This is a genomic window from Kribbella polygonati (assembly GCF_050320105.1).
GTDB lineage: Bacteria > Actinomycetota > Actinomycetes > Propionibacteriales > Kribbellaceae > Kribbella.
The window spans coordinates 3,186,236-3,207,715 of the sequence record NZ_CP190129.1; the positions used below are offsets into that span (position 1 = coordinate 3,186,236).

The following is a 21,480-nucleotide window of genomic DNA, read 5'->3' on the forward strand; positions in this document are numbered from 1 at the left end:
CTCAGTGGCGGAAGAGGCGGCGGAGGGCTAGGGCGAGGACGGCTCCGATCAGGTAGGGGGCTGCGCGTTTGGCGAGCATGGGGAGGACGGTGCCGGCCAGGTCGAGTGCCATGGGCTCTGTCTCGGCCGTTGGTTCTTGGGACGTGGTGGTGGGTTGCTTCGGGGCCTCGGGCGGTTGTTCGGGCGGTTGGAGTTTGGTTGTGAGGCAGGTGGTGAATTGGTCGAGGAGTTTGTTGGAGACGTCCTGGATGAGGCCGCGGCCGAACTGGGCGGGGCGGCCGGTGATGGTGAGGTCGGTGTCGACGGTTACCTCGGTGGAGGTGCCGGACTCGGTGAGGTGGGCGGTGACTCGCGCGGTGGCGGTGCCGTTGCCGCGGCGGTCCTTGCCCTTGGCCTCGATGACGGCGCGGTGGGCGGACTCGTCGCGTTCGACGAAGGTGCCGGTGCCGCTGTACTGCAGCGACACCGGCCCCAGCTTCACCTGGCACGTGCCGGTGAAGTCGTCGCCTTCGTACGTCGTCAGGGTGGCGCCGGGGAAACACGGCACCACCCGTTCGAGGTCGTTGAACGCGGCCCACGACTCGTCCACGGGCGCCGGTACGACGAACTTGTGCTCGAGCTTCACGCCGTACCTGCCGCAGCCAGGACCGCGCGCCGGGTGAGTACCGTCGCGAGGTGCCGGCGATAGTCCGCGTCGCCGTTGCTGTCACTGACCGGCGACGTACCGTCCGCAGCCCGTGAAGCCGCTTCCCGTACGGCGTCGACCGTCGCCGGCTGACCGACCAGCGCAGCCTCGACCGCGGTCGCCCGGACCGGTGTCGAGCCCATGTTGCCGAGCCCGACCCGCGCCTCCGCGATCCGGTCGCCGTCCAGCCGGACCGCCGCGGCGACCGACACGATCGACCAGCCCTGCGCGACCCGGTTGAACTTCTCGTAGTGCGCGCCCCACCCGGTGTACTTCGGCACCCGCACCTCGACCAGCAGCTCGTCCTCGGCGAGCGCCGTACTGAACACGCCCTGGAAGAACTCCGACGCCGGCACGGTCCGCCGCCCGCCGGGGCCGGCGATCTCGAACGACGCGTCCAGCGCCACCGCGACCGCCGGCAGATCGGCCGCCGGATCCGCGTGCGCCAGCGACCCGCCGAACGTGCCGCGGTGCCGGATCTGCGGATCGCCGACCGTTGCCGTGGCCAACGAGATCAGCTGGGCGTGTTCGAGCACCAGCGGATCGGACTGCACCGTGCTGTGCGGCGTCATCGCACCGATCACCAGCGCGTCACCGTCGTCCCGGATGCCCTGCAGCTCGCCGACCTTCCCGATGTCGACGATCGTCTCCGGCGCCGCGAGCCGCAGCCGGAGCGCCGGCATCAGGCTCTGCCCGCCGGCCAGCACCTTCGCGTCGGAGTGCTCGCGCAGCAGCGCCAGCGTCTCGTCGACCGTTGTGGGCGCGTAGTAGTCGAACGCCACCGGGATCATGAGCGCGCCCCTTCCTGGATCGCCGTCCACACGCGGTACGGCGTACACGGCATCCGCACGTCCGTGACGCCGAGCGGCCGGAGGGCGTCGACGATCGCGTTGACGACCGCCGGCGTGGACGCGATCGTGCCCGCCTCGCCGACGCCCTTCACGCCGAGCTGGTTCGTGGTCGCCGGCGTCTCGGTCCGCGCGGTCTCGAACGCGGGCAGATCAGGTGCCGCCGGCAACGTGTACTGGTCGAACGACCCGGTGACCAGCGTCCCGGCGTCGTCGTGCACCGCTTCCTCGTAGAGCGCCTGGGCGATCCCCTGCGCGAGACCGCCGTGTACCTGGCCCTCGACGATCAACGGGTTCACCACCACGCCGACGTCGTCCACGCACACGTACGAGCGCAGCTTGGTCGCGCCGGTCTCGGTGTCGACCTCGACCGCGCACAGATGCGTGCCGTGCGGGAACGAGAAGTCCTCCGGGTCGAGCGTCGCGTCCGCGTCCAGCGACCCGTCGCCGGCGCCGTCCAGCTTGTGCCCCTGGAAGACCGCGAACGCCAGCTCCGCCAGCGTCATCCCGGCGTCCGTCCCGCGGACGCCGTACCGTCCGGCCGAGAACTCGAGGTCGTCGGCGTTCGCCTCCAGCAGCTGCGCCGCGATCGGTTTCGCCTTCTCGATCACCTTGTCCGCCGCGGCCAGCACCGCCATCCCGCCGACGGCCAGCGACCGCGACCCGTACGTGTCGAGCCCGCGGACGGCGACCTGCGTGTCACCGTGCAGTACTTCGACGTCCTCGAACGCCACGCCCAGCCGGTCCGCGACGATCTGGCTCCAGGCGGTCTCATGGCCCTGCCCGTGCGGGCTGGTCCCGGTCACCACCTCGACCTTGCCGGTCGGCAGCATCCGGATCGACGCGTGTTCCCAGCCGCCGCCGACGTACCCCATCGAGCCGAGCCAGCGCGACGGCGCCAGCCCGCACATCTCGGTGAACGTCGACACGCCGATGCCGAGCTGCACCGGGTCGCCGGCCTCCCGGCGCTGCGCCTGCTCCTTGCGGAGTTCGTCGTACCGGAAGAGCTCGCGCGCCTTCGCGGTCGCGGCCTCGTAGTTGCCGGAGTCGTACCGCAGCCCGGACACCGTCGCGAACGGGAACTCCTCGTGCTTGATCCAGTTCTGCTCGCGGATCTCCAGCGGGTCGACGCCGACCCGGGCGGCGAGTTCGTCCATCAGGCGTTCGATCGCGTACGTCGCCTCGGGCCGGCCGGCGCCGCGGTACGCGTCGGTCCACGCCTTGTTCGTGAACACGTTGGTGATGCCGAGGTGGTACGCCGGGAACTTGTAGATCCCGTTGTACATGAACGCGCCGAGCAGCGGGATCGCCGACGTGACCAGGCCGAGGTACGCGCCCATGTCGGCGGTCAGCTCGACCTTCAGCCCGGTGACCGTACCGTCGGCGGTCGCGGCGAGCGTGAGCTGCTGCCACTGGTCGCGGCCGTGGTGCGCGGCCATCAACGACTCGGACCTGCTTTCGGTGTACTTGCAGGGCTTTCCGGTACGCCGGGCCGCGATGACCGTGAGTACCTCCTCCGGCGTGAACTGGAGCTTGCCGCCGAAGCCGCCGCCGACGTCCGGCGCGATCACCCGGATCTTGCTCTCCGGGATACCGAGCACGAGCGCGATGAAGATCTTCACGAAGTGCGGCACCTGCGTCGCCGACCAGACCGTCATCTGCTCGGTCGTCGGATCGACGACGATCGACCGCGGCTCCATGAACGCCGGGATCAGCCGCTGCTGGCGGTACTCCTGCTCGATCAGGATGCCGCCGTCGCGGGCCGCCGCGATCGCCGCCTCGACGTCGCCGCCGGTGCCGGCCTCGGCCGAGTCGTACGACCAGACCGCGGACACGTTCGTCCCGAGATCCGGATGCGCGAGCACCTCGTCGCGGGCCGCGGCCTTCAGTTCGAGGGCCGGTGCGAGTTCCTCGTAGTCGACGTCCACCAGGTCGGCGGCGTCGGCCGCCTCGGCCGCGGTGCGGGCGATCACCATCGCGACGATCTCGCCGGCGAACGCGACCCGGTCGACCGCCATCGACGGGTGCGGCGGGGCCTTCTGGTCGGGGACGACGGCCCACGCGTTCGGCAGCGCGCCTTGTTCGTCGGCGATGTCGGCGCCGGTGATCACGGCCACGACACCGGACGCGTCCTTGGCGGCGCTGGTGTCGCTCGACGTGATCCGGGCGTGCGCGAACGGGCTGCGCACCATCGCGAGGTGCTGCATGCCGGGCAGCACGATGTTGTCGGTCCAGCGGGTCCGGCCGGTGATCAGCCGGGCGTCCTCCTTGCGGCGCCGCGGAGTACCGACCTCCTTGACCGGACGTTCCTCGGTGGCCGTCATCGCGCACCTCCGGCCGCGGCGCGGACCGCCTTCACGATGTTCTGGTAGCCGGTGCAGCGGCACAGGTTGCCCTCGAGGCCGAGCCGGATCTCGTCGTCGTCGGCGTTCGGATTGTCGGCGATCAGATCGAGCGATTGCATGATCATCCCCGGTGTGCAGTAGCCGCACTGCAGGGCGTGGTTCTCGTGGAAGGCCTGCTGCATCGGGTGCAGCTGGCCGTCGGTCGCGATCCCCTCGATCGTGGTGACCTCGTGCCCGTCGGCCTGCACCGCGAGCATCGAGCACGACTTCACGCTCCGGCCGTCCAGGTGGACCGTGCAGGCGCCACAGTTGCTGGTGTCGCAACCGATCACTGTGCCTGTCTTCCCCAGTTGCTCGCGCAGATAGTGCACGAGCAGCGTGCGCGGCTCCACGTCGTCCGTGAAGCTGCTTCCGTCGACCTTCACCGTGATCCGGGTCATCGCCCCGCCTCCAGATGTCAGCACTCGCCGTACCTTCGATCCTGCTCCTGTTGGGTTCCTGCCCACAAGGTTCAGTGGTGGATCGGTCCTGCCGCCGCCGAAAGTCGTTGCCCCGCGCCACCCCAGCGCTGGGCGATGATCTCGGCGGCGATACTCACCGCGGTCTCCTCGGGCGTGCGCGCGCCGAGGTCGAGGCCGATGGGGCTGGCCAGCCGGGCGACCTCGGCTTCGCTCAAACCCGCCTCCCGCAAGCGTTTCAGCCGATCGTCATGGGTGCGCCGTGAGCCCATCGCGCCGATGTAGGCGACCGCCGGCAACCGCAACGCGACCTCCAGCAGCGGTACGTCGAACTTCGGGTCGTGCGTGAGGACGCAGATCACCGTGCGGTCGTCGATCCGGCCGGCCTCGGCCTCACCGGACAGGTACCGGTGCGGCCAGTCGACGATCACCTCGTCGGCAAAGGGGAAACGGGACGCGGTCGCGAACACCGCGCGCGCATCGCACACGGTCACGCGATAACCGAGGAACGAGCCGAGTCGCGCAACCGCAGCTGCGAAGTCGATCGCGCCGAACACCAGCAAACGCGGAACCGGCGCGTACGACGAGACGAAAACGCGCATCCCCTCACCCCGCCGTTGCCCGTCCGGTCCGTACTCCAAAGTCTCGGTCCGCCCGTTCGCCAGCAGGCCGCGCGCATCATCGGCGATCGCATCGTCGACACGGTCCGAGCCGGTGCTCCCCAGCTGCCCGTCCGGCCGGACGATCAGCCGGCGGCCGATCCGGGCCGGGTCCGGGTGCGCCACCACGGTCGCCACCGCGACCGGCCGCCCGTCGGCGATGTCGGCGGCCACCTCCCCCAGTTCCGGGAACGTCGTACGGTCGACCTTCTCGACGAACACGTCGAGGATCCCGCCGCAGGTCAGCCCGACCGCGAACGCCGACTCGTCGCTGACGCCGTACCGCTGCAGCACCGGCTCGCCGGACGCCAGGATCTCCTCGCCGAGCTGGTACACCGCGCCCTCGACGCAGCCGCCGGACACGCTGCCGACCGCCTCCAGCCCGGGACCGACCAGCATCACCGCGCCGGGCGGCCGCGGCGCCGACTGGAACGTTGCGACAACGGTGCCGACGGCAACGGATTCGCCGGCCTCCCACCATGCGAGCAACCGATCGAGGACGTCACGCATCGGCCACCACCTCCAGTAGTTCCGCGAAGCTGGCCAGGCTGTGCCCGGCGACGAGATCGTCCAGGTGCGGCAGGACGGCGACGATCCCGGCCTGCACCGGTTCGTACCCGCGCTTCCCGCGGTGCGGGTTGAGCCAGACCACCCGGTGCGCGAGGCTCGCCAGGCGTTCCAGTTGGGCGCCGAGGAGGGTCGCGTCGCCGCGTTCCCAGCCGTCGCTGCAGACCACGACGACGGCGCGGCGCGCGGTACCGCGCTGGCCCCAGCGGTCGAGGAACACCTTCAGTACCTCGCCCAGCCGGGTCCCGCCCGACCAGTCGGGTACGACGTTCCCGGCGGCGCGCAGCGCGAACTCCGCGTCCCGGTGGCGCAGCGCCGGGGTGACGCGGGTCAGTCGCGTACCGATGGTGAACACCTCGACGATCCGGGGTGCCTGCTGGACCATCGTGTGCGCGAGCCGGAGCAGGCTGTCGGCGTACGGGCGCATCGAGCCGGAGACGTCGATCAGTACGACGACGCGGCGCGGCCGGACGCCGCGGCGGCGGTAGTGGACGCGGGCCGGCTCGCCGACCTGACGGAGCTGGGCGCGGAGCGTCCGGCGCGGGTCGATCTCGCCGCGGTGCGACGGGCGGCGGCGGTTCGCCCGGCGCAGCGGTACCTGCGGGCGGAGCGTGCCGAAGAGGCGGGCGAGTTCGGCGCGGTCGGCTGCCGACAGGTCGGCGACGTCGCGGTGGCGGAGGACTTCCGTCGTACTCGCGGAGACGTTGAGGGTGTGGTCGCCGGTGTCGTCGCCTCCGTCGGCGGCGTCGAGGGCGGCTTGGACGGAGGATTGCGGCGTGCGGCTCGGGACGACGCCGCGCGTGCGGTCGCCGGTGAACCAGGCGGCGAAGACCTCGTCGTACCGGGCGGTGTCGTCGGGCCCGCTGCAAAGGGCGGCGCGGCCGGCCCAGTACACGTCCGCGGTCAGCGTGACGTCGAGGACCGCGACCGCTCGCAGGAACAGCTGCACCCGATCAGCCGTCACCGCCAGCCCAGCATGCCGGAGTGCGGTCGCGAACCCGGCAAGCGCAAGATCTGGTGCGGTCATCGGCGGTCAGCTCGCCAGGAGGCGGTCTAGGGAGTCGCGGACGCGGTCGGTGTCCTCGCGGTACTTGAGGACGGCACCGAGCGTCGCCGCCGCGGTCTCCACGTCGAGGACGTCGGTGCCGAGTGCGTCGAGGGCACGTGCCCAGTCGAGGGTCTCGGCGACGCCGGGCGGCTTCAGCAGGTCGAGGTCGCGCATCCGCTGCACCGAGCGCGTGACCTGTTCGGCGAGCCGCGCCGAGACCCCGGGCAGCCGGGTGCGGACGATCTCGATCTCGCGGGCCAGACCCGGGTGGTCGATCCAGTGGTACAGGCACCGGCGCTTCAGCGCGTCATGGACCTCGCGGGTGCGGTTCGACGTCAGCACCACGATCGGCGGTACGTCGGCCGCGATCGTGCCGAGCTCCGGGATCGTCACCTCGTACGTCGACAGCACCTCGAGCAGGAACGCCTCGAACTCGTCGTCGGCGCGGTCGATCTCGTCGACCAGCAGAACGGCGGGGCTCTCCCGGAGCGCCCGCAGTACCGGCCGGGACAGCAGGAAGCGCTCGTCGAACAAGCTCTTCTCCACCTCCTCGACCGCCGCCTCGGAGCTGGTCGCCTCGACGGTGCGCAGGTGCAGGATCTGCCGCGGGAAGTCCCAGTCGTACAGCGCCTGCGAGGCGTCGATGCCCTCGTAGCACTGCAACCGGATGAGGTCGATCCCGAGCGCCTCGGCCAGGGCCTCCGCGAGGGCGGTCTTGCCGGTACCGGGTTCCCCCTCGAGCAGCAGCGGGCGGTGCAGTGCGAGCGCGAGATAACCGACCGTGGCAAGGCCCTCACCGGCCAAGTACCCGGTCGCCCGCAAACACCCGGCAAGCTCCCCCGCCGAGCCGACGGCACGCACTCCTTCAGCATTCACCCACTCAGCCACGATGCCAACCCTGCCCACCGACCACCTTTCCGGAAAGAACCTGCCACCCGGCGCCAAGAATGTTCCGGAAACCGCGGCCCGCTCCGCGGGTGGACGGGCCGCTGGACGCTGGACGGCGGACGAGGGGCGAGGAGCGAGGAGCCGGGCGGCGGAGGAAGGGCGAGGGGCGAGGGGCGGGCTGAGCGGCGGAGGGCCGGAACGGACGGCGGCCGAAGGGCGACGGGCGAGGGGCCGGGTGGGCGGAGAGGTCAGCGGCGGACGGTGGGAGCGGTCGGATGGGTGGAGAGGTCGGGTGGGCGGAGGGGTCAGTGGTGGCCGGGTGGGAGGTTGGCGGGGGTGTCGATGTCGGTGCCGTCTGCGACGTCGCCGCATTCCAGCTGGGCGGCGCGGTGCTCACGGAGGTACGTCCGGGCACCCTCGTCGCCGCGTGCCGACGCGATCACGCCGGCCCAGTGCGCTCGCCCGAGAACTACCGGATGACCGGGCGCACCGTCGTACGTCGCGCGTGCCAACGCGTCCGCCCCGGCGCCGGACGTCACCCGTTCCACGGCGGCGACCGTCAGCCCGGGTACGTCCACCGGGACCACGACCACCGCGTCCGCAGCCGAGGCGGTCAGCTGGGTGAGGCCGGCGCGGAGGGAGGCGCTCATGCCCTCGGACCAGTCGGTTGCCTCGACGACCTCGACCGATTCGCCGGCGAGCGCCGCCCGAGCGCGGGAGGCCTCGGCGCCGACGACCACCAGGACCGGGGCACAGCCCGCCTCCGCCAGCAACCTCGCCGTACGGACGACCCACGCAACGCCGGCCGCGTCGCGGACGAGGGCTTTCGGCGTACCCATCCGGCGGCCGGCGCCCGCGGCCAGGACCAGGCCGGCGACGGCGGGCGGCGGCGTACCGGCGTTGTTCACAGCAGCAGCGTACTGATTTCACAGTCTGGGCAGTGGCGTCCACCACGCGAGCTCCGGCGTGGCACGATGTCTGCCGTGACAACGATCGCAGACGGCTCGAAGTCCCTTCCGCTGCTGTTCCTCGGGCAGAACACGGACCCGCACTCCGAGCGTGGCGTCGAGTGCCCGGGAGCGCTCCCGCCGGCCTCCGACCCGGACCTGGTGGAGCGGGCGCTGAAGGCGAAGGCGGCGCTCGGTGACCAGGTGTTCGTGCTCGGGCACCACTACCAGCGCGACGAGGTGATCCAGTTCGCGGACGTCACCGGTGACTCGTTCAAGCTGGCCCGGGACGCGGCGGCCCGGCCGGACGCGCCGTACATCGTGTTCTGCGGCGTGCACTTCATGGCCGAGTCCGCCGACATCCTCACCAACGACGCGCAGACCGTGATCCTGCCGGACCTCGCGGCCGGCTGCTCGATGGCCGACATGGCCCGGATCCAGCAGGTCGAGGCGGCCTGGGACGCGCTCGCGGACGCGGGTGTCGCGGACGTGACGGTGCCGGTCACGTACATGAACTCGAGCGCCGACATCAAGGCGTTCTGCGGCCGGCACGGCGGGGTCGTGTGTACGTCGAGCAACGCGGAGACCGCGCTGAACTGGGCGTTCGAGCGACCGGGGCGGTGGGGTGGGGAAGGAATCAAGCGCAGCGAGAAGGTGCTGTTCCTGCCCGACCAGCACCTCGGCCGGAACACCGCCGTACTGCAGCTCGGTCTGTCGCTCGAGGACTGTGTCGTGTACGACCCGCACAAACCGGGCGGCGGGCTGACGAAGGAGCAGCTGGCCGCGGCGAAGATGATCCTGTGGCGCGGGCACTGCTCGGTGCACGGCCGCTTCACCCCGGAGTCGGTCGACGACGTCCGCTCGCGGGTCCCCGGTGTGAACGTGATCGTGCACCCGGAGTGCCGGCACGAGGTCGTCACGAAGGCGGACCAGGTCGGGTCGACGGAGTACATCATCAACGCCCTGGAGAAGGCCGAGCCCGGTACGTCGTGGGCCGTCGGCACCGAGCTCAACCTGGTGCAACGGCTGGCGAAGCAGCACACCGACAAGAACATCGTGTTCCTGGACAAGACGGTCTGCTACTGCGCCACGATGAACCGCATCGACCTCCCGCACTTCGTCTGGGCCCTGGAGAACCTGGTCGCCGGCCACGTCGTCAACCCGATCAAGGTCGACGCCGACACCGAGCACTACGCCAAGGTCGCCCTCAACCAGATGCTCGCCCTCCCCGGCAAGACCGCCAAGGATTAGGTGGTGTCTGGTGATTCCGCGCCGTAGCGAGGAGGTGCCCGGTGCGGTAGCTCGGCGTGCGGGGGCGAAGGGGTCGATGCGGAGCATCGTGGCCTTTGCACCCGTGCGGCGAGGTGCCGTGCCGGGTGCCCCGCAGTAGGCGGGGAATCACCAGACACCACCTAGTCGGCGGGGACGCGGGCGGGTGAGTACCAGTCCGAGAGAAGGTCGGGGAGGCGGTCCGGGCCCCAGCGGTCGACCGGAGTGATGCGGCCGGTGAGGGTGGCGAGGCCGCGGGCGAGTTCGCCGACGACGTCGCCGCGCCACGGGACCGTGACGCCTTCCTCGGGGCCGACGATGACCGCCGGGCCGCCGCGGTCGACGCAGACGACGGGGCAGCCGGAGGCCAGCGCCTCGGTCACGGCCCAGCCGGCGGCTTCGCGGAACGCGGGCGCGAGCAGCGCGTCCGCGCGGAACATCGCGGCCAGCACCTCCTCGCGGGGCAGCGCGCCCATGAACTCGACCCGGTCGCGGACGCCCAACTGCCAGGCGAGGCTCTCGGCGCGTCCCCAGTCGGGGCCGTCGCCGATGATCCGCAGCTCCCAGCCGGCCGCCTCCGGACGGGCCAGCGCGCTGATCGCGAGCAGCACGCCCTTCCACGGGATCAACCGTCCGACGAACAACGCGGTCTTCACGTTCCGGCTGAACGGCTCGTACGGACCGGACGCGGTGAAGCGCCGGATCGCGACGTTCGGCTGGACGACGAGTTGCCGTGCGTACGGCGCGAACGCCTCCGCGACGTCGTTGTTCTGGGCAACCATCAGGTCCGCGGTCTGCGCCATCCGCCGGCCGGTGAGACGCCGCCGTACGCCGGTGTACGCCCGCCGTACCAGCTCCCCCACCACGCCCCGCGGCCCGAGCCAGTGCGCCATCGACAGCGGCGCGGTCGTCGACCCGCCGACGGGGCCCCAGATCACCTTCGCGGACGACTCCTCGATCACCCCGGCGCCCATCCAGTCCACCGCGAACGTCAGGTGGTGGATCACGTCGAACGAGTGCAGCGCGTGCAGCTCCCGCGCCGTACGGCGGGCAAGCCCCTGCCACAACGGGTAGTACCAGTACACGTCCGCGGGCCGCCTGCGCAGCCGGAGGATCCACCGAGGCATCTCCAGCGGTACGACCGTCAGCCCCGGCACCGGCCGCGCCGCGAGCTCCTCCTGGATCTCGTGCACGAACTTGCCCCGGGTCAGCAGCCAGACGTCATGGTCCCGCGCCGCCGCCTTCGCCCACGCCCACCCGGCGCCTGGCTCCGACCCGCCCGACGGCCGGCAGGCGTACGCGCTCAGCAGTACTTTCGGCCGGCCAGGCATCAGCTCATCCCCTCCAGGAGCCTGCGCAGATCGGTGCTGGAGGTGGAGGCGGTGTACGGGAAGTAGTGCACCTGTGCGCCGACCTCACCCAGCAGCCTTTCCAGTCTGGTCCCCTTTTCGGTTCCCTTCCAGTCGTCCCCTTTGAACAGGATGTCGTACCGGAGCTGTTGCCACATCTCGAACTTGTCGCTGGACCAGTCGGAAACCACCTCGTCGACCAGGTCCAGCGCCCGGATCACGTCCATCCGTTCGCCGTGCGGGACGACCGGCGGGCGGCCCTTGATCCGGGTCACCACGTCGTCCTCGACGACGCCCGCGATCAGGTGGTCGCAGTGCTCGCGGGCGCGGCGCAGGATGTTCAGGTGGCCGATGTGGAACATGTCGTACACCCCGGGCGCGTAGCCGACGACCGTCATGCCGGCACCCCCAGGACGGCCATCTCGCGGTACCACTTGCCGATCGCGGCGGCCAGGAAGAGAGCGTTCAGCAGCAGCAACGCGCCGTACAGCACGACGAACACGGACGGTGCGCCGAAGGCGAGGAAGACCAGGCAGAGGACGCCGTAGTCGGTCGGTGCGATCAGCAACGACTTGACCACGGAATCGCCGCGCTCGTTGGGTTTCGCGGCCGCGCCGTGCCGGCGGCGGAGCTGGTCGATCAGGATCAGGCCGAAGAACAGCACCGACGACAGGCAGACGTACGCCAGCGGCACCAGCAGCACGAGATGATTGCTGAAGGCGTCGAAGCGGTAGAACGAGATCAGTACGGCGCTGTGCAGCAGCACGATCTTCACCGCGTCGATCATGTGGTCGAGCCACTCCCCCAGCGGCGAGCCGCCGCCGCGCAGCCGGGCCAGCTGCCCGTCCGCGGAGTCCAGCCCGTACCCGAGCACGAGCAGCGCGGTCACCACCAGGGCGAGCCACCACGACGGGCGGACGGTTGCCACCAGCACGATCCCGACGAGGGAGCAGAACCCGGACGCGAGGCTGACCTGGTTCGGCGTCCGGCCGGCAAGGTACGCCGCGGCCGCGAGCACCCGGCCGATCCGGCGGTTCACGAACCGCGAGTACGCCGGCGTACCGGCGGACGGCTTCTGCGCCCGGGAGAGCCGCGCGACGGTGTCCTTCAGCCCGGTCATGGGGCCTCCCGGTCTGGACTGAGGAGCGCAGGGAGCGCAGCGACCGGAGCGACGAGGGAAGACCGGGAGGTCGAGCCCCATGACCCGCCGCGACGGAGTCGCGGCATCAGCGCCGTCATGCGACGGAGCTGCGCGACTGCCGCTGGTCGATCGCGGCGCGCAGGATCGGGCTGCGAGGCTGTCGGCCGGCGGGCAGCACGGTGATCAGCGCGGCCGGCAGTCCGGCCAGCTCCTCGACACCCAGCACGCCGTCCGCGGCACTCGCGGCGAACACGGTCTGTACCCCCAGTACGCCGGTCATCCGGTCCGCCTGGACGGCGTCCACGGCGACGACCTCGTCGACGCAGCGCAGGTGCCCGACGATCTGCGCCCGCTCCAGCTGCGGCACGAACGGCCGCCCGCCCCAGGCATCCAGCGCCCACTCGTCCGACAGCACCGCGACCACCAGCCGGTCACAGAACTGCCGCGCGCGCTCGAGCACGTCGACATGCCCGACGTGGAACAGGTCGAAAACCCCGGCAACGCATCCGATCCGCGGCAAACTGCCTTCCCCCAACACGAAATCCCGCATTCTTTCCTGCCCGACGCCGCCCCCTGCGTCTGGCGCGACTTTATACCGGGCGGGCACGACCCGCCCAACGTCCGGCGCTCGACCTGCCGCGGGCGGTGTGCCGGGCGATCGCATCGGTGTAGATCCTTTCCGTGGCCACCAGGTCACGCTCCGGTGTGAAGCGCTTCAGGTAGTCCTCGCGGGCTCGTTCGCCGCAGGCTATCGAAGTGACGGGATCAGCCACCAACCCGATCGCCTTGCGCAGTGCTTCCGGGTCGCCGGGCTCGGTCAGCGCGCCGGTCCGGCCGTCGTCGACGAGCTCGGCGAGCGCCCCGAGCCGGGACGCGACCACCGGCACTCCTTGTGCGAAAGCCTCCACGACCACGAGTCCGAACGTCTCATACGAACGGGCCGGTACGACGGCGGCGCGCGCGGATCGCAGCACATCCATGCCGTCGGCCCACGGTAGCTGACCGAGCACCTGAATCGACCGGTCCGTCCGGGCCCGTTCCGCTGCCGCGGCGCGCAGCGGTCCGTCGCCCACGACAACCAACCGGCCGAGCCCGGAATCCCATGCCTGCAGGAGATCCGCGAACCCCTTGTCCTCGCTCAGCCGCCCGAGGAACACCACCGCCTCCCCGGCTCCCGCACGTACCCCGGCGGGATGCGGTACGGCGTGCGGCTTCACCACGAACCGCTCCGCGTCGAACCCGGCGGCGACGTACCGGTCGCGGACGAACCCGGACGGTACGACGAACGTGTCGACGTACCGCTGCCACGTATGGAGGGTGTTGTGCACGCCGATGCTGGTCGCCAGCGGGAGCGTCTGGACGCGCGACTCGCGATAGCAGCCGTGCTTGACCGCCGCGACCGGAAGCTTGCCGACGCAGGATTCGCACGGGCGCCCGTCGCGCTGGAGGACCGCGTTCGCACAGAGCAGCCGGAAGTTGTGCAGGGTCGCGACGACGGGCAGGCCCAGCCGGTACGCCGCCCGTAGTACAGAGGCACTGAACAGCGGGAAAGTGTTGTGCACGTGCACCACGTCGGGCCGCTGCGCCTGCAATAGCTGTGTTAAATCGCGTTCCGCCGAAAATGACCAAACGGAACGAAACGGTAACAGTGCGCGATCTTTTCGGCCCATACCGGCGATGTCGTCGCTGTCCCGCGCGTAGAGGTCGATCTCATGGCCGGAGTTCCGCAACAAATCAACTGTTTGAGCAACAACGGTGTTCTCACCACTGGGTTGACCGGTCCGGTAACGGTTGTGCAGCATTGCGACCCGCATGGCACTACCTTAAGTCCCGCGGTAACTACAGCCTGGTCTCGCCCGCTCCCAGGAGAGTGCATTGAGGAAGTGGTGGTTGGCAGCGCTCCTCGCTGCCGGAGTCGCGGTGGTCGCGGTCGCCGTGCCGGTGATCGCGAACGAGCACAAGGCGACGACGACGGCGCGGTTCCAGGAGTCCGAGCAGGCCGCGGGCCGGGTGGTCCCGTCGCATCGCGCCGGCGCCATGCCCACGACGCCCACGACGCCCGCCGGGCGCCCGACCGGCCGGCCAACGGCCGCGCCGACCTCTGCGCCCAGCTCGAAGCCCGGATCGCACCGCACCGGTAAGCCGGGCAGTACGCCGACGACCGCCAAGCCGACGAAGCCGGCCGAGCCGAAGGTCCCGAAGCCGCCGGTGGTCAGCTCGGAGAAGGCCGGACCTGCCGTCGCCGGTCCGTGCGTCGGCGTGGTGATCAAGCCCGGGCAGGACGCGCAGTCGATCGTGAACTCCAAGCCCGCCGGTACGACGTTCTGCTTCGCCGCGGGGGTGCACCGGATCAGCAGCACGATCCGGCCGAAGGCGAACCAGGTCCTCGCGAGTGCGCAACGCGCCGTACTCACCGGGTCCGTTCCGTTGAGCGGCTGGGTCCGCTCGGGGTCGGCGTGGGTCGTCCGCGGGGTGCTGCCGGCGGCGTACGGCAAGAGCGGTGAGTGCGAGGACAACAAGGCCAACATCTGCTACCTGCGGGAGCAGCTGTTCCTCGACGGCGCCCACCTGACGCGGGTCGCGAGTGTGTCCGCGGTCCGGGCCGGGACGTTCTACGCCGACTACGCGGCGAACGCGGTGTACCTCGGCAGCAGCCCGTCCGGGCACGAGGTCGAGATGTCGAAGACCGCGACCGCGATCGAGTCGAACGCCCGCGGCGTCGTGGTCCGCGGGCTCACCATCGAGCACTTCGCCAGCGCACCGCAGGCCGGGGCGCTGGTCTCCGGTCCGGCCTGGAAGGTGACCGCGAACGACGTCTCCTGGAACCACGCGGTCGGCGTGATGCTGGTGGACGCCGACAACACGATCGTCGACAAGAACCTGATCCACCACAACGGGCAGCTCGGCCTCGGGCAGTACAGCTCGGCCGCCGCGAACGTGACCCGCAACGTGGTCAGCTCGAACAACACCGACGGCTTCTGGATCGCCGACTGGGAGTCCGGCGGCATCAAGTCGACCCGCTCGTCCGGGACCGTGAGTGGCAACGTGATCACGGCGAACAAGGGCATCGGGATGTGGGCCGACGTCGCCGACGACGGCCGCTCGATCGTCGGCAACCAGATCGTCGGCAACGCGGCGGACGGCATCCGCTACGAGATCAGCCGGAACGGCACCATCGAGGGAAACACGGTCACCGGCAACGGCTTCGGCACCGGCCGCGGCTCCGGTACGTCGCTGTGGGACGGCGGCGGCATCAACGTGAACACGTCGACCGGCGTCACGATCAAGGGGAACCGGGTCGCGGGCAATGTCAACGGCGTGACGATCCAGTCCCGGACCCGCGGCAGCGGGCCGTGGGGGACGTACCTGCTCCGCGACGTCCAGGTCAGCGGCAACACGATCGAGATGACCGGCGGCACCCAGGCAACCGGCATGGTCCAGAATTCGGGCGCCGAGGTACCGAGCGGCGAAGTGGTGTTCAGCGGCAACAAGTACGTGCTCGACAGCCTCGGCACCCAGCGGTTCGCGCGCTTCGGCCACAAGCTGACCGCGGCCGGCTGGCGGCAGGCGGGGCTGGACAAGGTCGGCAGCTTCCTCGCCAACTGACCGCTTGCCTTTCGCAACATATTTGTGCGCTACGTATTGCCATGACTACGTGACGTAGGGGTAACCTGCGTAGCGAAGCCGCGCCATGGGGGGTGCGCTCAGGGCTACCTGTGCCACCGGAGGCTCCGCTATGAAGACCGCATTTCTGGCAGTCGTTGTCGTCGGCACCGGCCTGGTTGCCGTCGGCCCGCTACCCGCGAACGGTGTGTCGCCGGACGTCGGCGATCAGGTCGTCGGCCTGCTGACCGGCGACGACCACGCCGTCGCCACGCCGCCGAACGACGGGACGTTCCGCACCGGGCCGGCCTTGGCGCCCGCCTGCGACGGCGTACCGATCGGCACCACCGACGACGCCGCCGCGATCGTCGACCAGGCACCGGCCGGTACGACGTTCTGCTTCAGCGCCGGCCTGCACCGGATCCGCGCCACGATCCACCCGAAGGCCGGCCAGGTCCTCGCCAGCGACGACGGCGCCGTACTCACCGGGTCCGTCCGCCTCAACCGCTGGGCACCGTCCGCCACCGCGTCGCGGGCCGCCTGGGTGACCACCGGCGTGCTGCCGCCGGCGTACGCGCAGACCGGGCAGTGCGAGGACGACAAGGCGAACATCTGCTACCTCCGCGAGCAGGTGTTCCGCGACGGCCGGCACCTGACCCGGGTGGCGTCCCGCGACAAGGTTGCCCCCGGCACCTTCTACGCGGACTACACCGGGAACGCCGTCTACCTCGGCGACAACCCGGCCGGGCACGCGATCGAGATGTCGAGTACGCCGGCCGCGATCGAGCCCGGCGGGAACAACGTCGTCGTCCGCGGGCTGACGATCGAGCACTTCGCCACTCCCCCGCAGTCCGGGGCCGTCGTACTCGGGCTCGGCTGGCACGTGTACGCGAACGACATCGGCTGGAACCACGCCGTCGGGGCGATGCTGGTGAACGCCGACAGCGCCGTACTGGAGAGGAACCGGATCCACGACAACGGGCAGCTCGGCGTCGGGCAGTACAGCACGCTGAAGGGCACGATCGCGGCGAACGAGGTCAGCGGGAACAACACCGACGGCTTCTGGATCGCGGATTGGGAGTCCGGCGGGATCAAGACCACCTGGTCGTCCGGCGGCTCGGTGGTCGGCAATCTGATCGCAGACAACCTGGGCATCGGGCTGTGGAGCGACGCGTACGACGACAGCCGGACGTTCGCGAGCAACCTGATCGCCGGCAATGCGGCCGACGGGATCCGCTACGAGATCGGCCGCAACGGCGTGATCGCGAACAACACGGTCAGCGGCAACGGCTTCGGCACCGGGCGCGGCTCCGGTACGTCGCTGTGGGACGGCGGCGGGATCAACGTCAACACGTCGTCGAACGTCCAGGTCCGCGACAACGTGGTGGCGAACAACGTGAACGGGATCGCGATCCAGTCCCGCACCCGGGGCTCGGGTCCGTGGGGCCAGAACCTGCTCCGCGACATCGTTGTCTCCGGCAACCAGGTGACGATGCGCGGGGGGACCGCCGCGACCGGGATGGTGCAGAACTCCGGCGCGGCGATCCCGGCCGGCGCGGTCACCCTCGACGACAACGTCTACATCCTCGACAGCCTGACGGCGGACCGCTTCCAGAAGACGGGCCAGTGGTACACCGCCAAACAGTGGCAAACCACCGGCCAGGACACCTCCAGCACCTTCACCCTCGGCACAGCAGTCCTGAACGCAACCGGCATCCTCACCATCGTGCCCAGCTAATGGAGCAGGGCAGTTGTGTGGGTGATCAAAAGGTCCCGGAAGACGTCCGAGTCGCGGAGGTCGGGGGTGAAGATGGTTTCTACTGACAGAAGGGCATCTACCAGTTTGGTGGGGGTGGTGGCGCCGGCGACCGTGGATCGGAGGCGGGGGGCCTGGGGGTCGTCGAGGTCGGGGGTGCGGAGGACGTAGACCATCCAGGCGGCGACCGCGAGCGAGATCGTGTGGGGTTCGGCGCCGGCTGCGAGGCGGTCGCGGACGGTGCCGAGCATGCGGACCGGGAGTTTGACCGAGCCGTCCATCGCGACCTGGCGGGTGCGGTGCTTGAGGGCCGGGTTCTCGAAGCGTTCCAGCACCGTCTCGCCGTACGCCGGCAGGTCGAGGCCGTCGGGTGGTGTCAGCGTCGGGATCACGTCGTCGGTCATCAGCTGCCGGGCGAGGCCGCCGAGCTCCTCGTCGCGGACCGCCTCCGCGATCGTCTCGTACCCACGCAGGGCACCGAGGTACGCGAGCATCGAGTGGGTCGCGTTCAGCATCCGCAGTTTCGCCTGCTCCCACGGCGCGACATCGGCGGTCAGCACCGCGCCGCCGCGTTCCCACGCCGGCCGCGGACCGGCGAACTCGTTCTCGATCACCCACTGCAGGAACGGCTCCGCGACCACCACCGCCTCGTCGCGCACCCCGAGCATCCGGGCCGCCTCGTCCCGGTCCGCGGCGGTGGTCGCCGGCACGATCCGGTCGACCATGCTCGCCGGGAACCGGGTCGCCTCGAACGCCGGCGGAACCTTGCCCAGGGCATCGAAGTAGTCCGCCACCAGCTTCCGCAGGAACGGCCCGTTGGCGACCAGGTTGTCGCAGGACAGGATCGTCAACGGCTCGTCCCGGCGGGCGAGCGCCGCGGCCAGCTGGCCGACGACGGTCCGCGGCGGCCGCCCGGCCAGGTCGGCCCGGATCTCCGGGTCGTCCAGGTCGAGCCCGTCGCCCGCGGCCCGGTACCCCTTCTCGGTCACGGTCAGCGTGACCACCGACACCGCCGGGTCCGCGATCCGGGCGACCACGGCCTCCGGGTCCTCGGGCGCGGTCAGTACGTCGCGGATGCTGCCGATCACCTGGATCGACGGATCGCCGAGTCCGCGTTCGAGTACGGAGTACAGCCCGTCCTGCGGCGCGAGCTGGTCGCGGACCGTGCCGGAGCGCTGGCTCACCCCGGTGATCCCCCAGCGGGTCTCGCCGGTCGCGACCGCCGCGCGTTCGGTGACGACGGCCTGGTGGGCGCGGTGGAACGCGCCGATCCCGAGGTGCACGATGCCGACCGACACCGCGTTCGGGTCGACCGCCGGGGCGACGGGCAGATGGGTGAGACTCAGCCTGGTCAAGCGTCACTACCTTTCACTCTGAGGGTGCCGGTCCGGTCGAGTCCCGGACGATCAGTTCCCCGTGCAGATCCCCGTGGGCGGTGGTCGCGGCGTCCGGGTCGTCCAGGAGCGTGAGCAGCAGCTCGACCGCGAGCCGGCCGGCCTCCTGCTTCGGCAGCCGGACCGTGGTCAGCGCCGGCCGGGCCATCCGGGACATCGCGATGTCGTCGACGCCGACCACGCTCAGGTCCCCGGGCACCGAGATGCCGCGGCTGTGCAGCCGGGCCAGCAGGCCGATCGCGACCAGGTCGTTGTAGGCGACCACCGCGGTCGCGCCGGTCGCTGCGACCTGGTCCGCGGCCGCCATTCCGCCCTCGTACGTCGGCGCGAAGTTGCCGACCGGGGCGAGCTCGACGTGCAGCGCCTGGACCGCGTTCCGCAGGCCGACGCCGCGGTGCTGGGTGGACCAGGACGACGCCGGTCCGCCGACCCAGGCGATCCGGCGGTGGCCGAGGGCAACGAGGTGCGCGACGGCCTGCCGCATCCCGTCCTCGTTGTCGTAGTTGATCCCGGGCAGTCCGGCCACCACGCGGTTGACCAGGACGACCGTGGTGTCCTGGGCGATCGCGGCCAGCTCCTCGTCGCTGCCGCGCGGCGAGCACAGGACGACGCCGTCGACCTGCTTGGACAGCGCCCGGACCAGGCCCGACTCGGCGGTCGGGTCCTCGTCGGTGTCGGCGACGAACACCGCGACGTCGTGCCGGCGGGCGCGTGCCTGGATGCCCTTGGTCAGGCTGGCGAAGAACGGGTTGGCCAGGTCCGGCACCACCAGGCCGATGGTTCCGGTGCGGCCGGTGATCAGGCCGCGGGCGGCCCGGTTCGGCGCGTACCCGAGCTGCTCGACGGCCGCCGCGACCCGGGCGCGGGTGGCGTCGTTGACCATGCCGGGCAGCGACAACGCACGTGACACGGTCGAGGCCGACACTCCGGCCAATCGCGCCACGTCCCTGATCGTCGCTGCCACACCCATCTCCTCTACCGGTCCGCTTGAGTCTGCAATCGGTTGCACCCTGTGTCAAGAACCCGGGTATTGTGCGGGCAGCCCCCGGCTGCAATCCTTTGCAGTGCCGTTTCAGCTGACTGGAGGACAGATGCCGAAGGCCTTGCAGCCCCACCCGGACCGCGCCCTGCCGGCCGGACCGGCGCGTGACGTCGCGCGCCGGGTCCACGACTCGACGAAGGACCTGCCGCTGCTCTGCCTGCACGGCCACGTCGACGTCGGGCTGTTCGCCACCGACGCGCCGTTCGGCGACCCGGCCGAGCTGCTGGTCGTCCCGGACCACTACGTGACCCGGATGCTGGTCTCCCAGGGCGTCTCCCCGGACAAGCTCGGCCTGCCCCGCCGGGACGGCGGGCAGACCGCCGAGCCGCGGGAGATCTGGCGCGAGTTCTGCGCCAACTGGCATCTGTTCCTCGGTACGCCGAGCCGGTACTGGCTGGAGCACGAGTTCGCCGAGGTCCTCGGCCTGACCGTGCACCCGTCCGCGGAGACCGCCGACGAGCTGTACGACCAGATCATGGCGCGGCTCGCGGAGCCGGAGTTCCGCCCGCGGGCGCTGCTCGACCGGTTCAACATCGAGCTGATCTCCACCACCGACGCCGCCACCGACGACCTCGCGCAGCACGCGAAGCTCGCCGCGGACCTGCCCGGCCGGGTGGTCCCGACGTTCCGCCCGGACGCAGTCGCCCACGTCGACCGGGACGGCTGGCCGGACCTGATCGCGCGGCTCGGCGAGCTCGCCGACATCGACACCACGACGTACGACGGGTTCCTGCGGGCGCTCCGGCAGCGGCGGCAGGCCTTCATCGACGCTGGTGCCCGCGCTACTGATCACGGTCACCTGAGTGCGGCCGCCGTACCGCTCAGCGGCGCCGAGGCGGCCCGGATCTACGCGGGGGCGTTGAAGGGCGACGTGACCGCGGAGGACGCCGCTGTGTTCGCGGGGCACATGCTGTTCCAGTTCGCGGTGATGTCGGCCGAGGACGGGCTGGTCATGCAGTTGCACCCCGGCGTACTGCGGGACCACGACCCGGCGATCTTCGCGACGTACGGGCCCGACCAGGGGCACGACATCCCGGTGGCGACCGAGTTCACCCGGTCGCTGCGGCCGCTGCTCGAGCGGTTCGGGCATGCGGACGGGTTCCGGCTGGTGCTGTTCACCGTGGACGAGACGGTCTACTCCCGGGAGCTCGCGCCGCTGGCCGGCGTCTACCCCGCCGTACGGCTCGGGGCGCCGTGGTGGTTCCTGGACAGCCCGGACGGCATGCGCCGGTTCCGTGAGCTGGTGACCGAGACGGCCGGGTTCTACAACATGTCCGGCTTCGTCGACGACACCCGCGCGTACCTGTCGATCCCGGCGCGGCACGACCTGGCCCGGCGGATCGACGCGGGGTACCTGGCCAACCTCGTCGTACAGCACCGGCTGGACGAGGACGACGCGCTGCAGGTCGCGAGGGCGCTCGCGTACGACCTCGCGAAGGACACCTACCTGTCGAACAGGTAGTCTCACGCAATCTTGCCGA

General features: G+C 70.9%; 19 protein-coding genes. 4 read left to right on the forward strand and 15 right to left on the reverse strand.

Going from position 1 to position 21,480, the window contains the following annotated elements:
- Position 1 precedes the first annotated feature (1 nt).
- From ACQHIV_RS15210 to ACQHIV_RS15245, 8 genes are all read right to left on the reverse strand, one after another.
- Positions 2 to 625 (reverse strand): SRPBCC family protein, encoded by a 624-nt coding sequence (locus ACQHIV_RS15210; RefSeq protein WP_427894784.1) that lies wholly within the window; start codon positions 623 to 625, stop codon positions 2 to 4.
- Positions 622 to 1,476: an FAD binding domain-containing protein gene (locus ACQHIV_RS15215; protein WP_427894786.1), complete on the reverse strand. Its 855-nt coding sequence runs from the start codon at positions 1,474 to 1,476 to the stop codon at positions 622 to 624. The genes ACQHIV_RS15210 and ACQHIV_RS15215 overlap by 4 nt, the downstream gene beginning before the upstream one ends.
- The gene (locus ACQHIV_RS15220; protein ID WP_427894788.1) at positions 1,473 to 3,857 is read right to left on the reverse strand and encodes a xanthine dehydrogenase family protein molybdopterin-binding subunit; all 2,385 of its coding nucleotides are present in this window, start codon (positions 3,855 to 3,857) and stop codon (positions 1,473 to 1,475) included. Before ACQHIV_RS15220 ends, ACQHIV_RS15215 begins: the two co-directional genes overlap by 4 nt.
- The gene (locus tag ACQHIV_RS15225) at positions 3,854 to 4,342 is read right to left on the reverse strand and encodes a (2Fe-2S)-binding protein (RefSeq protein WP_427894790.1); all 489 of its coding nucleotides are present in this window, start codon (positions 4,340 to 4,342) and stop codon (positions 3,854 to 3,856) included. Before ACQHIV_RS15225 ends, ACQHIV_RS15220 begins: the two co-directional genes overlap by 4 nt.
- A 47-nt stretch (positions 4,343 to 4,389) precedes the next feature.
- Complete coding sequence (locus tag ACQHIV_RS15230; RefSeq protein WP_427894792.1) at positions 4,390 to 5,505, reverse strand: XdhC family protein; 1,116 nt, start codon at positions 5,503 to 5,505, stop codon at positions 4,390 to 4,392.
- Positions 5,498 to 6,589, reverse strand: a complete 1,092-nt coding sequence (locus ACQHIV_RS15235) for a vWA domain-containing protein (RefSeq protein ID WP_427894794.1) — start codon at positions 6,587 to 6,589, stop codon at positions 5,498 to 5,500. The genes ACQHIV_RS15230 and ACQHIV_RS15235 overlap by 8 nt, the downstream gene beginning before the upstream one ends.
- Before the next feature lie 6 nt (positions 6,590 to 6,595).
- Entirely contained in the window at positions 6,596 to 7,498 is a 903-nt protein-coding gene (locus ACQHIV_RS15240; protein ID WP_427894795.1) for an AAA family ATPase, read from the reverse strand.
- A gap of 305 nt (positions 7,499 to 7,803) precedes the next feature.
- Positions 7,804 to 8,406, reverse strand: a complete 603-nt coding sequence (locus ACQHIV_RS15245; protein ID WP_427894797.1) for a nucleotidyltransferase family protein — start codon at positions 8,404 to 8,406, stop codon at positions 7,804 to 7,806.
- A gap of 66 nt (positions 8,407 to 8,472) precedes the next feature.
- On the opposite strand from ACQHIV_RS15245, the gene nadA reads away from it, so the two are divergent.
- Positions 8,473 to 9,696: a quinolinate synthase NadA gene (gene nadA / locus ACQHIV_RS15250; RefSeq protein WP_427894799.1), complete on the forward strand. Its 1,224-nt coding sequence runs from the start codon at positions 8,473 to 8,475 to the stop codon at positions 9,694 to 9,696.
- 161 nt (positions 9,697 to 9,857) lie between these two features.
- Here the strand turns inward: nadA and ACQHIV_RS15255 are convergent, their stop codons facing one another.
- The 5 genes from ACQHIV_RS15255 to ACQHIV_RS15275 form a co-directional block, all read right to left on the reverse strand.
- Positions 9,858 to 11,045, reverse strand: a complete 1,188-nt coding sequence (locus ACQHIV_RS15255; protein ID WP_427894801.1) for a glycosyltransferase — start codon at positions 11,043 to 11,045, stop codon at positions 9,858 to 9,860.
- Entirely contained in the window at positions 11,045 to 11,461 is a 417-nt protein-coding gene (locus ACQHIV_RS15260; protein WP_380198477.1) for an adenylyltransferase/cytidyltransferase family protein, read from the reverse strand. Before ACQHIV_RS15260 ends, ACQHIV_RS15255 begins: the two co-directional genes overlap by 1 nt.
- Positions 11,458 to 12,183 carry a CDP-alcohol phosphatidyltransferase family protein gene (locus ACQHIV_RS15265; protein ID WP_427894804.1) on the reverse strand — a complete coding sequence of 242 codons (726 nt, stop codon included), beginning with the start codon at positions 12,181 to 12,183 and terminating at the stop codon, positions 11,458 to 11,460. The genes ACQHIV_RS15260 and ACQHIV_RS15265 overlap by 4 nt, the downstream gene beginning before the upstream one ends.
- Positions 12,184 to 12,298: 115 nt before the next feature.
- Entirely contained in the window at positions 12,299 to 12,754 is a 456-nt protein-coding gene (locus tag ACQHIV_RS15270; RefSeq protein ID WP_427894805.1) for an adenylyltransferase/cytidyltransferase family protein, read from the reverse strand.
- Between the two features lie 40 nt (positions 12,755 to 12,794).
- Positions 12,795 to 14,018 (reverse strand): glycosyltransferase, encoded by a 1,224-nt coding sequence (locus ACQHIV_RS15275; RefSeq protein ID WP_427894807.1) that lies wholly within the window; start codon positions 14,016 to 14,018, stop codon positions 12,795 to 12,797.
- Positions 14,019 to 14,094: 76 nt separating this feature from the next.
- Here ACQHIV_RS15275 and ACQHIV_RS15280 point away from each other — a divergent pair, with 76 nt between their 5' ends.
- A complete protein-coding gene (locus ACQHIV_RS15280; protein WP_427894809.1) occupies positions 14,095 to 15,810 on the forward strand; it encodes a right-handed parallel beta-helix repeat-containing protein in 1,716 nt (571 codons plus the stop codon).
- A 130-nt stretch (positions 15,811 to 15,940) separates the two neighbouring features.
- Positions 15,941 to 17,545, forward strand: a complete 1,605-nt coding sequence (locus ACQHIV_RS15285; protein ID WP_427894811.1) for a right-handed parallel beta-helix repeat-containing protein — start codon at positions 15,941 to 15,943, stop codon at positions 17,543 to 17,545.
- Here the strand turns inward: ACQHIV_RS15285 and ACQHIV_RS15290 are convergent.
- Together ACQHIV_RS15290 and ACQHIV_RS15295 are read right to left on the reverse strand one after the other, a co-directional pair.
- Complete coding sequence (locus ACQHIV_RS15290; RefSeq protein ID WP_427894813.1) at positions 17,542 to 18,918, reverse strand: mannitol dehydrogenase family protein; 1,377 nt, start codon at positions 18,916 to 18,918, stop codon at positions 17,542 to 17,544. The two genes, ACQHIV_RS15285 and ACQHIV_RS15290, sit on opposite strands and share 4 nt — an antisense overlap.
- A 13-nt stretch (positions 18,919 to 18,931) precedes the next feature.
- Complete coding sequence (locus ACQHIV_RS15295) at positions 18,932 to 19,921, reverse strand: LacI family DNA-binding transcriptional regulator (protein ID WP_427894814.1); 990 nt, start codon at positions 19,919 to 19,921, stop codon at positions 18,932 to 18,934.
- A 127-nt stretch (positions 19,922 to 20,048) separates the two neighbouring features.
- Here ACQHIV_RS15295 and uxaC point away from each other — a divergent pair, with 127 nt between their 5' ends.
- Positions 20,049 to 21,461, forward strand: coding sequence for a glucuronate isomerase (gene uxaC / locus ACQHIV_RS15300; RefSeq protein WP_427894816.1), 1,413 nt, complete (start codon positions 20,049 to 20,051; stop codon positions 21,459 to 21,461).
- The last annotated feature ends 19 nt before the right edge of the window (positions 21,462 to 21,480 follow it).

Excerpts from the sequence above, each read along its gene's own strand:
- ACQHIV_RS15215 (WP_427894786.1), bottom strand. The coding sequence starts at position 1,476 with ATGATCCCGGTGGCGTTCGACTACTACGCGCCCACAACGGTCGACGAG.
- ACQHIV_RS15260 (WP_380198477.1), bottom strand. The coding sequence starts at position 11,461 with ATGACGGTCGTCGGCTACGCGCCCGGGGTGTACGACATGTTCCACATC.
- ACQHIV_RS15235 (WP_427894794.1), bottom strand. The coding sequence starts at position 6,589 with ATGACCGCACCAGATCTTGCGCTTGCCGGGTTCGCGACCGCACTCCGG.
- ACQHIV_RS15265 (WP_427894804.1), bottom strand. The coding sequence starts at position 12,183 with ATGACCGGGCTGAAGGACACCGTCGCGCGGCTCTCCCGGGCGCAGAAG.
- ACQHIV_RS15270 (WP_427894805.1), bottom strand. The coding sequence starts at position 12,754 with ATGCGGGATTTCGTGTTGGGGGAAGGCAGTTTGCCGCGGATCGGATGC.
- ACQHIV_RS15230 (WP_427894792.1), bottom strand. The coding sequence starts at position 5,505 with ATGCGTGACGTCCTCGATCGGTTGCTCGCATGGTGGGAGGCCGGCGAA.
- ACQHIV_RS15220 (WP_427894788.1), bottom strand. The coding sequence starts at position 3,857 with ATGACGGCCACCGAGGAACGTCCGGTCAAGGAGGTCGGTACTCCGCGG.
- ACQHIV_RS15285 (WP_427894811.1), top strand. The coding sequence starts at position 15,941 with ATGAAGACCGCATTTCTGGCAGTCGTTGTCGTCGGCACCGGCCTGGTT.
- ACQHIV_RS15275 (WP_427894807.1), bottom strand. The coding sequence starts at position 14,018 with ATGCGGGTCGCAATGCTGCACAACCGTTACCGGACCGGTCAACCCAGT.
- nadA (WP_427894799.1), top strand. The coding sequence starts at position 8,473 with ATGTCTGCCGTGACAACGATCGCAGACGGCTCGAAGTCCCTTCCGCTG.
- ACQHIV_RS15255 (WP_427894801.1), bottom strand. The coding sequence starts at position 11,045 with ATGCCTGGCCGGCCGAAAGTACTGCTGAGCGCGTACGCCTGCCGGCCG.
- uxaC (WP_427894816.1), top strand. The coding sequence starts at position 20,049 with ATGCCGAAGGCCTTGCAGCCCCACCCGGACCGCGCCCTGCCGGCCGGA.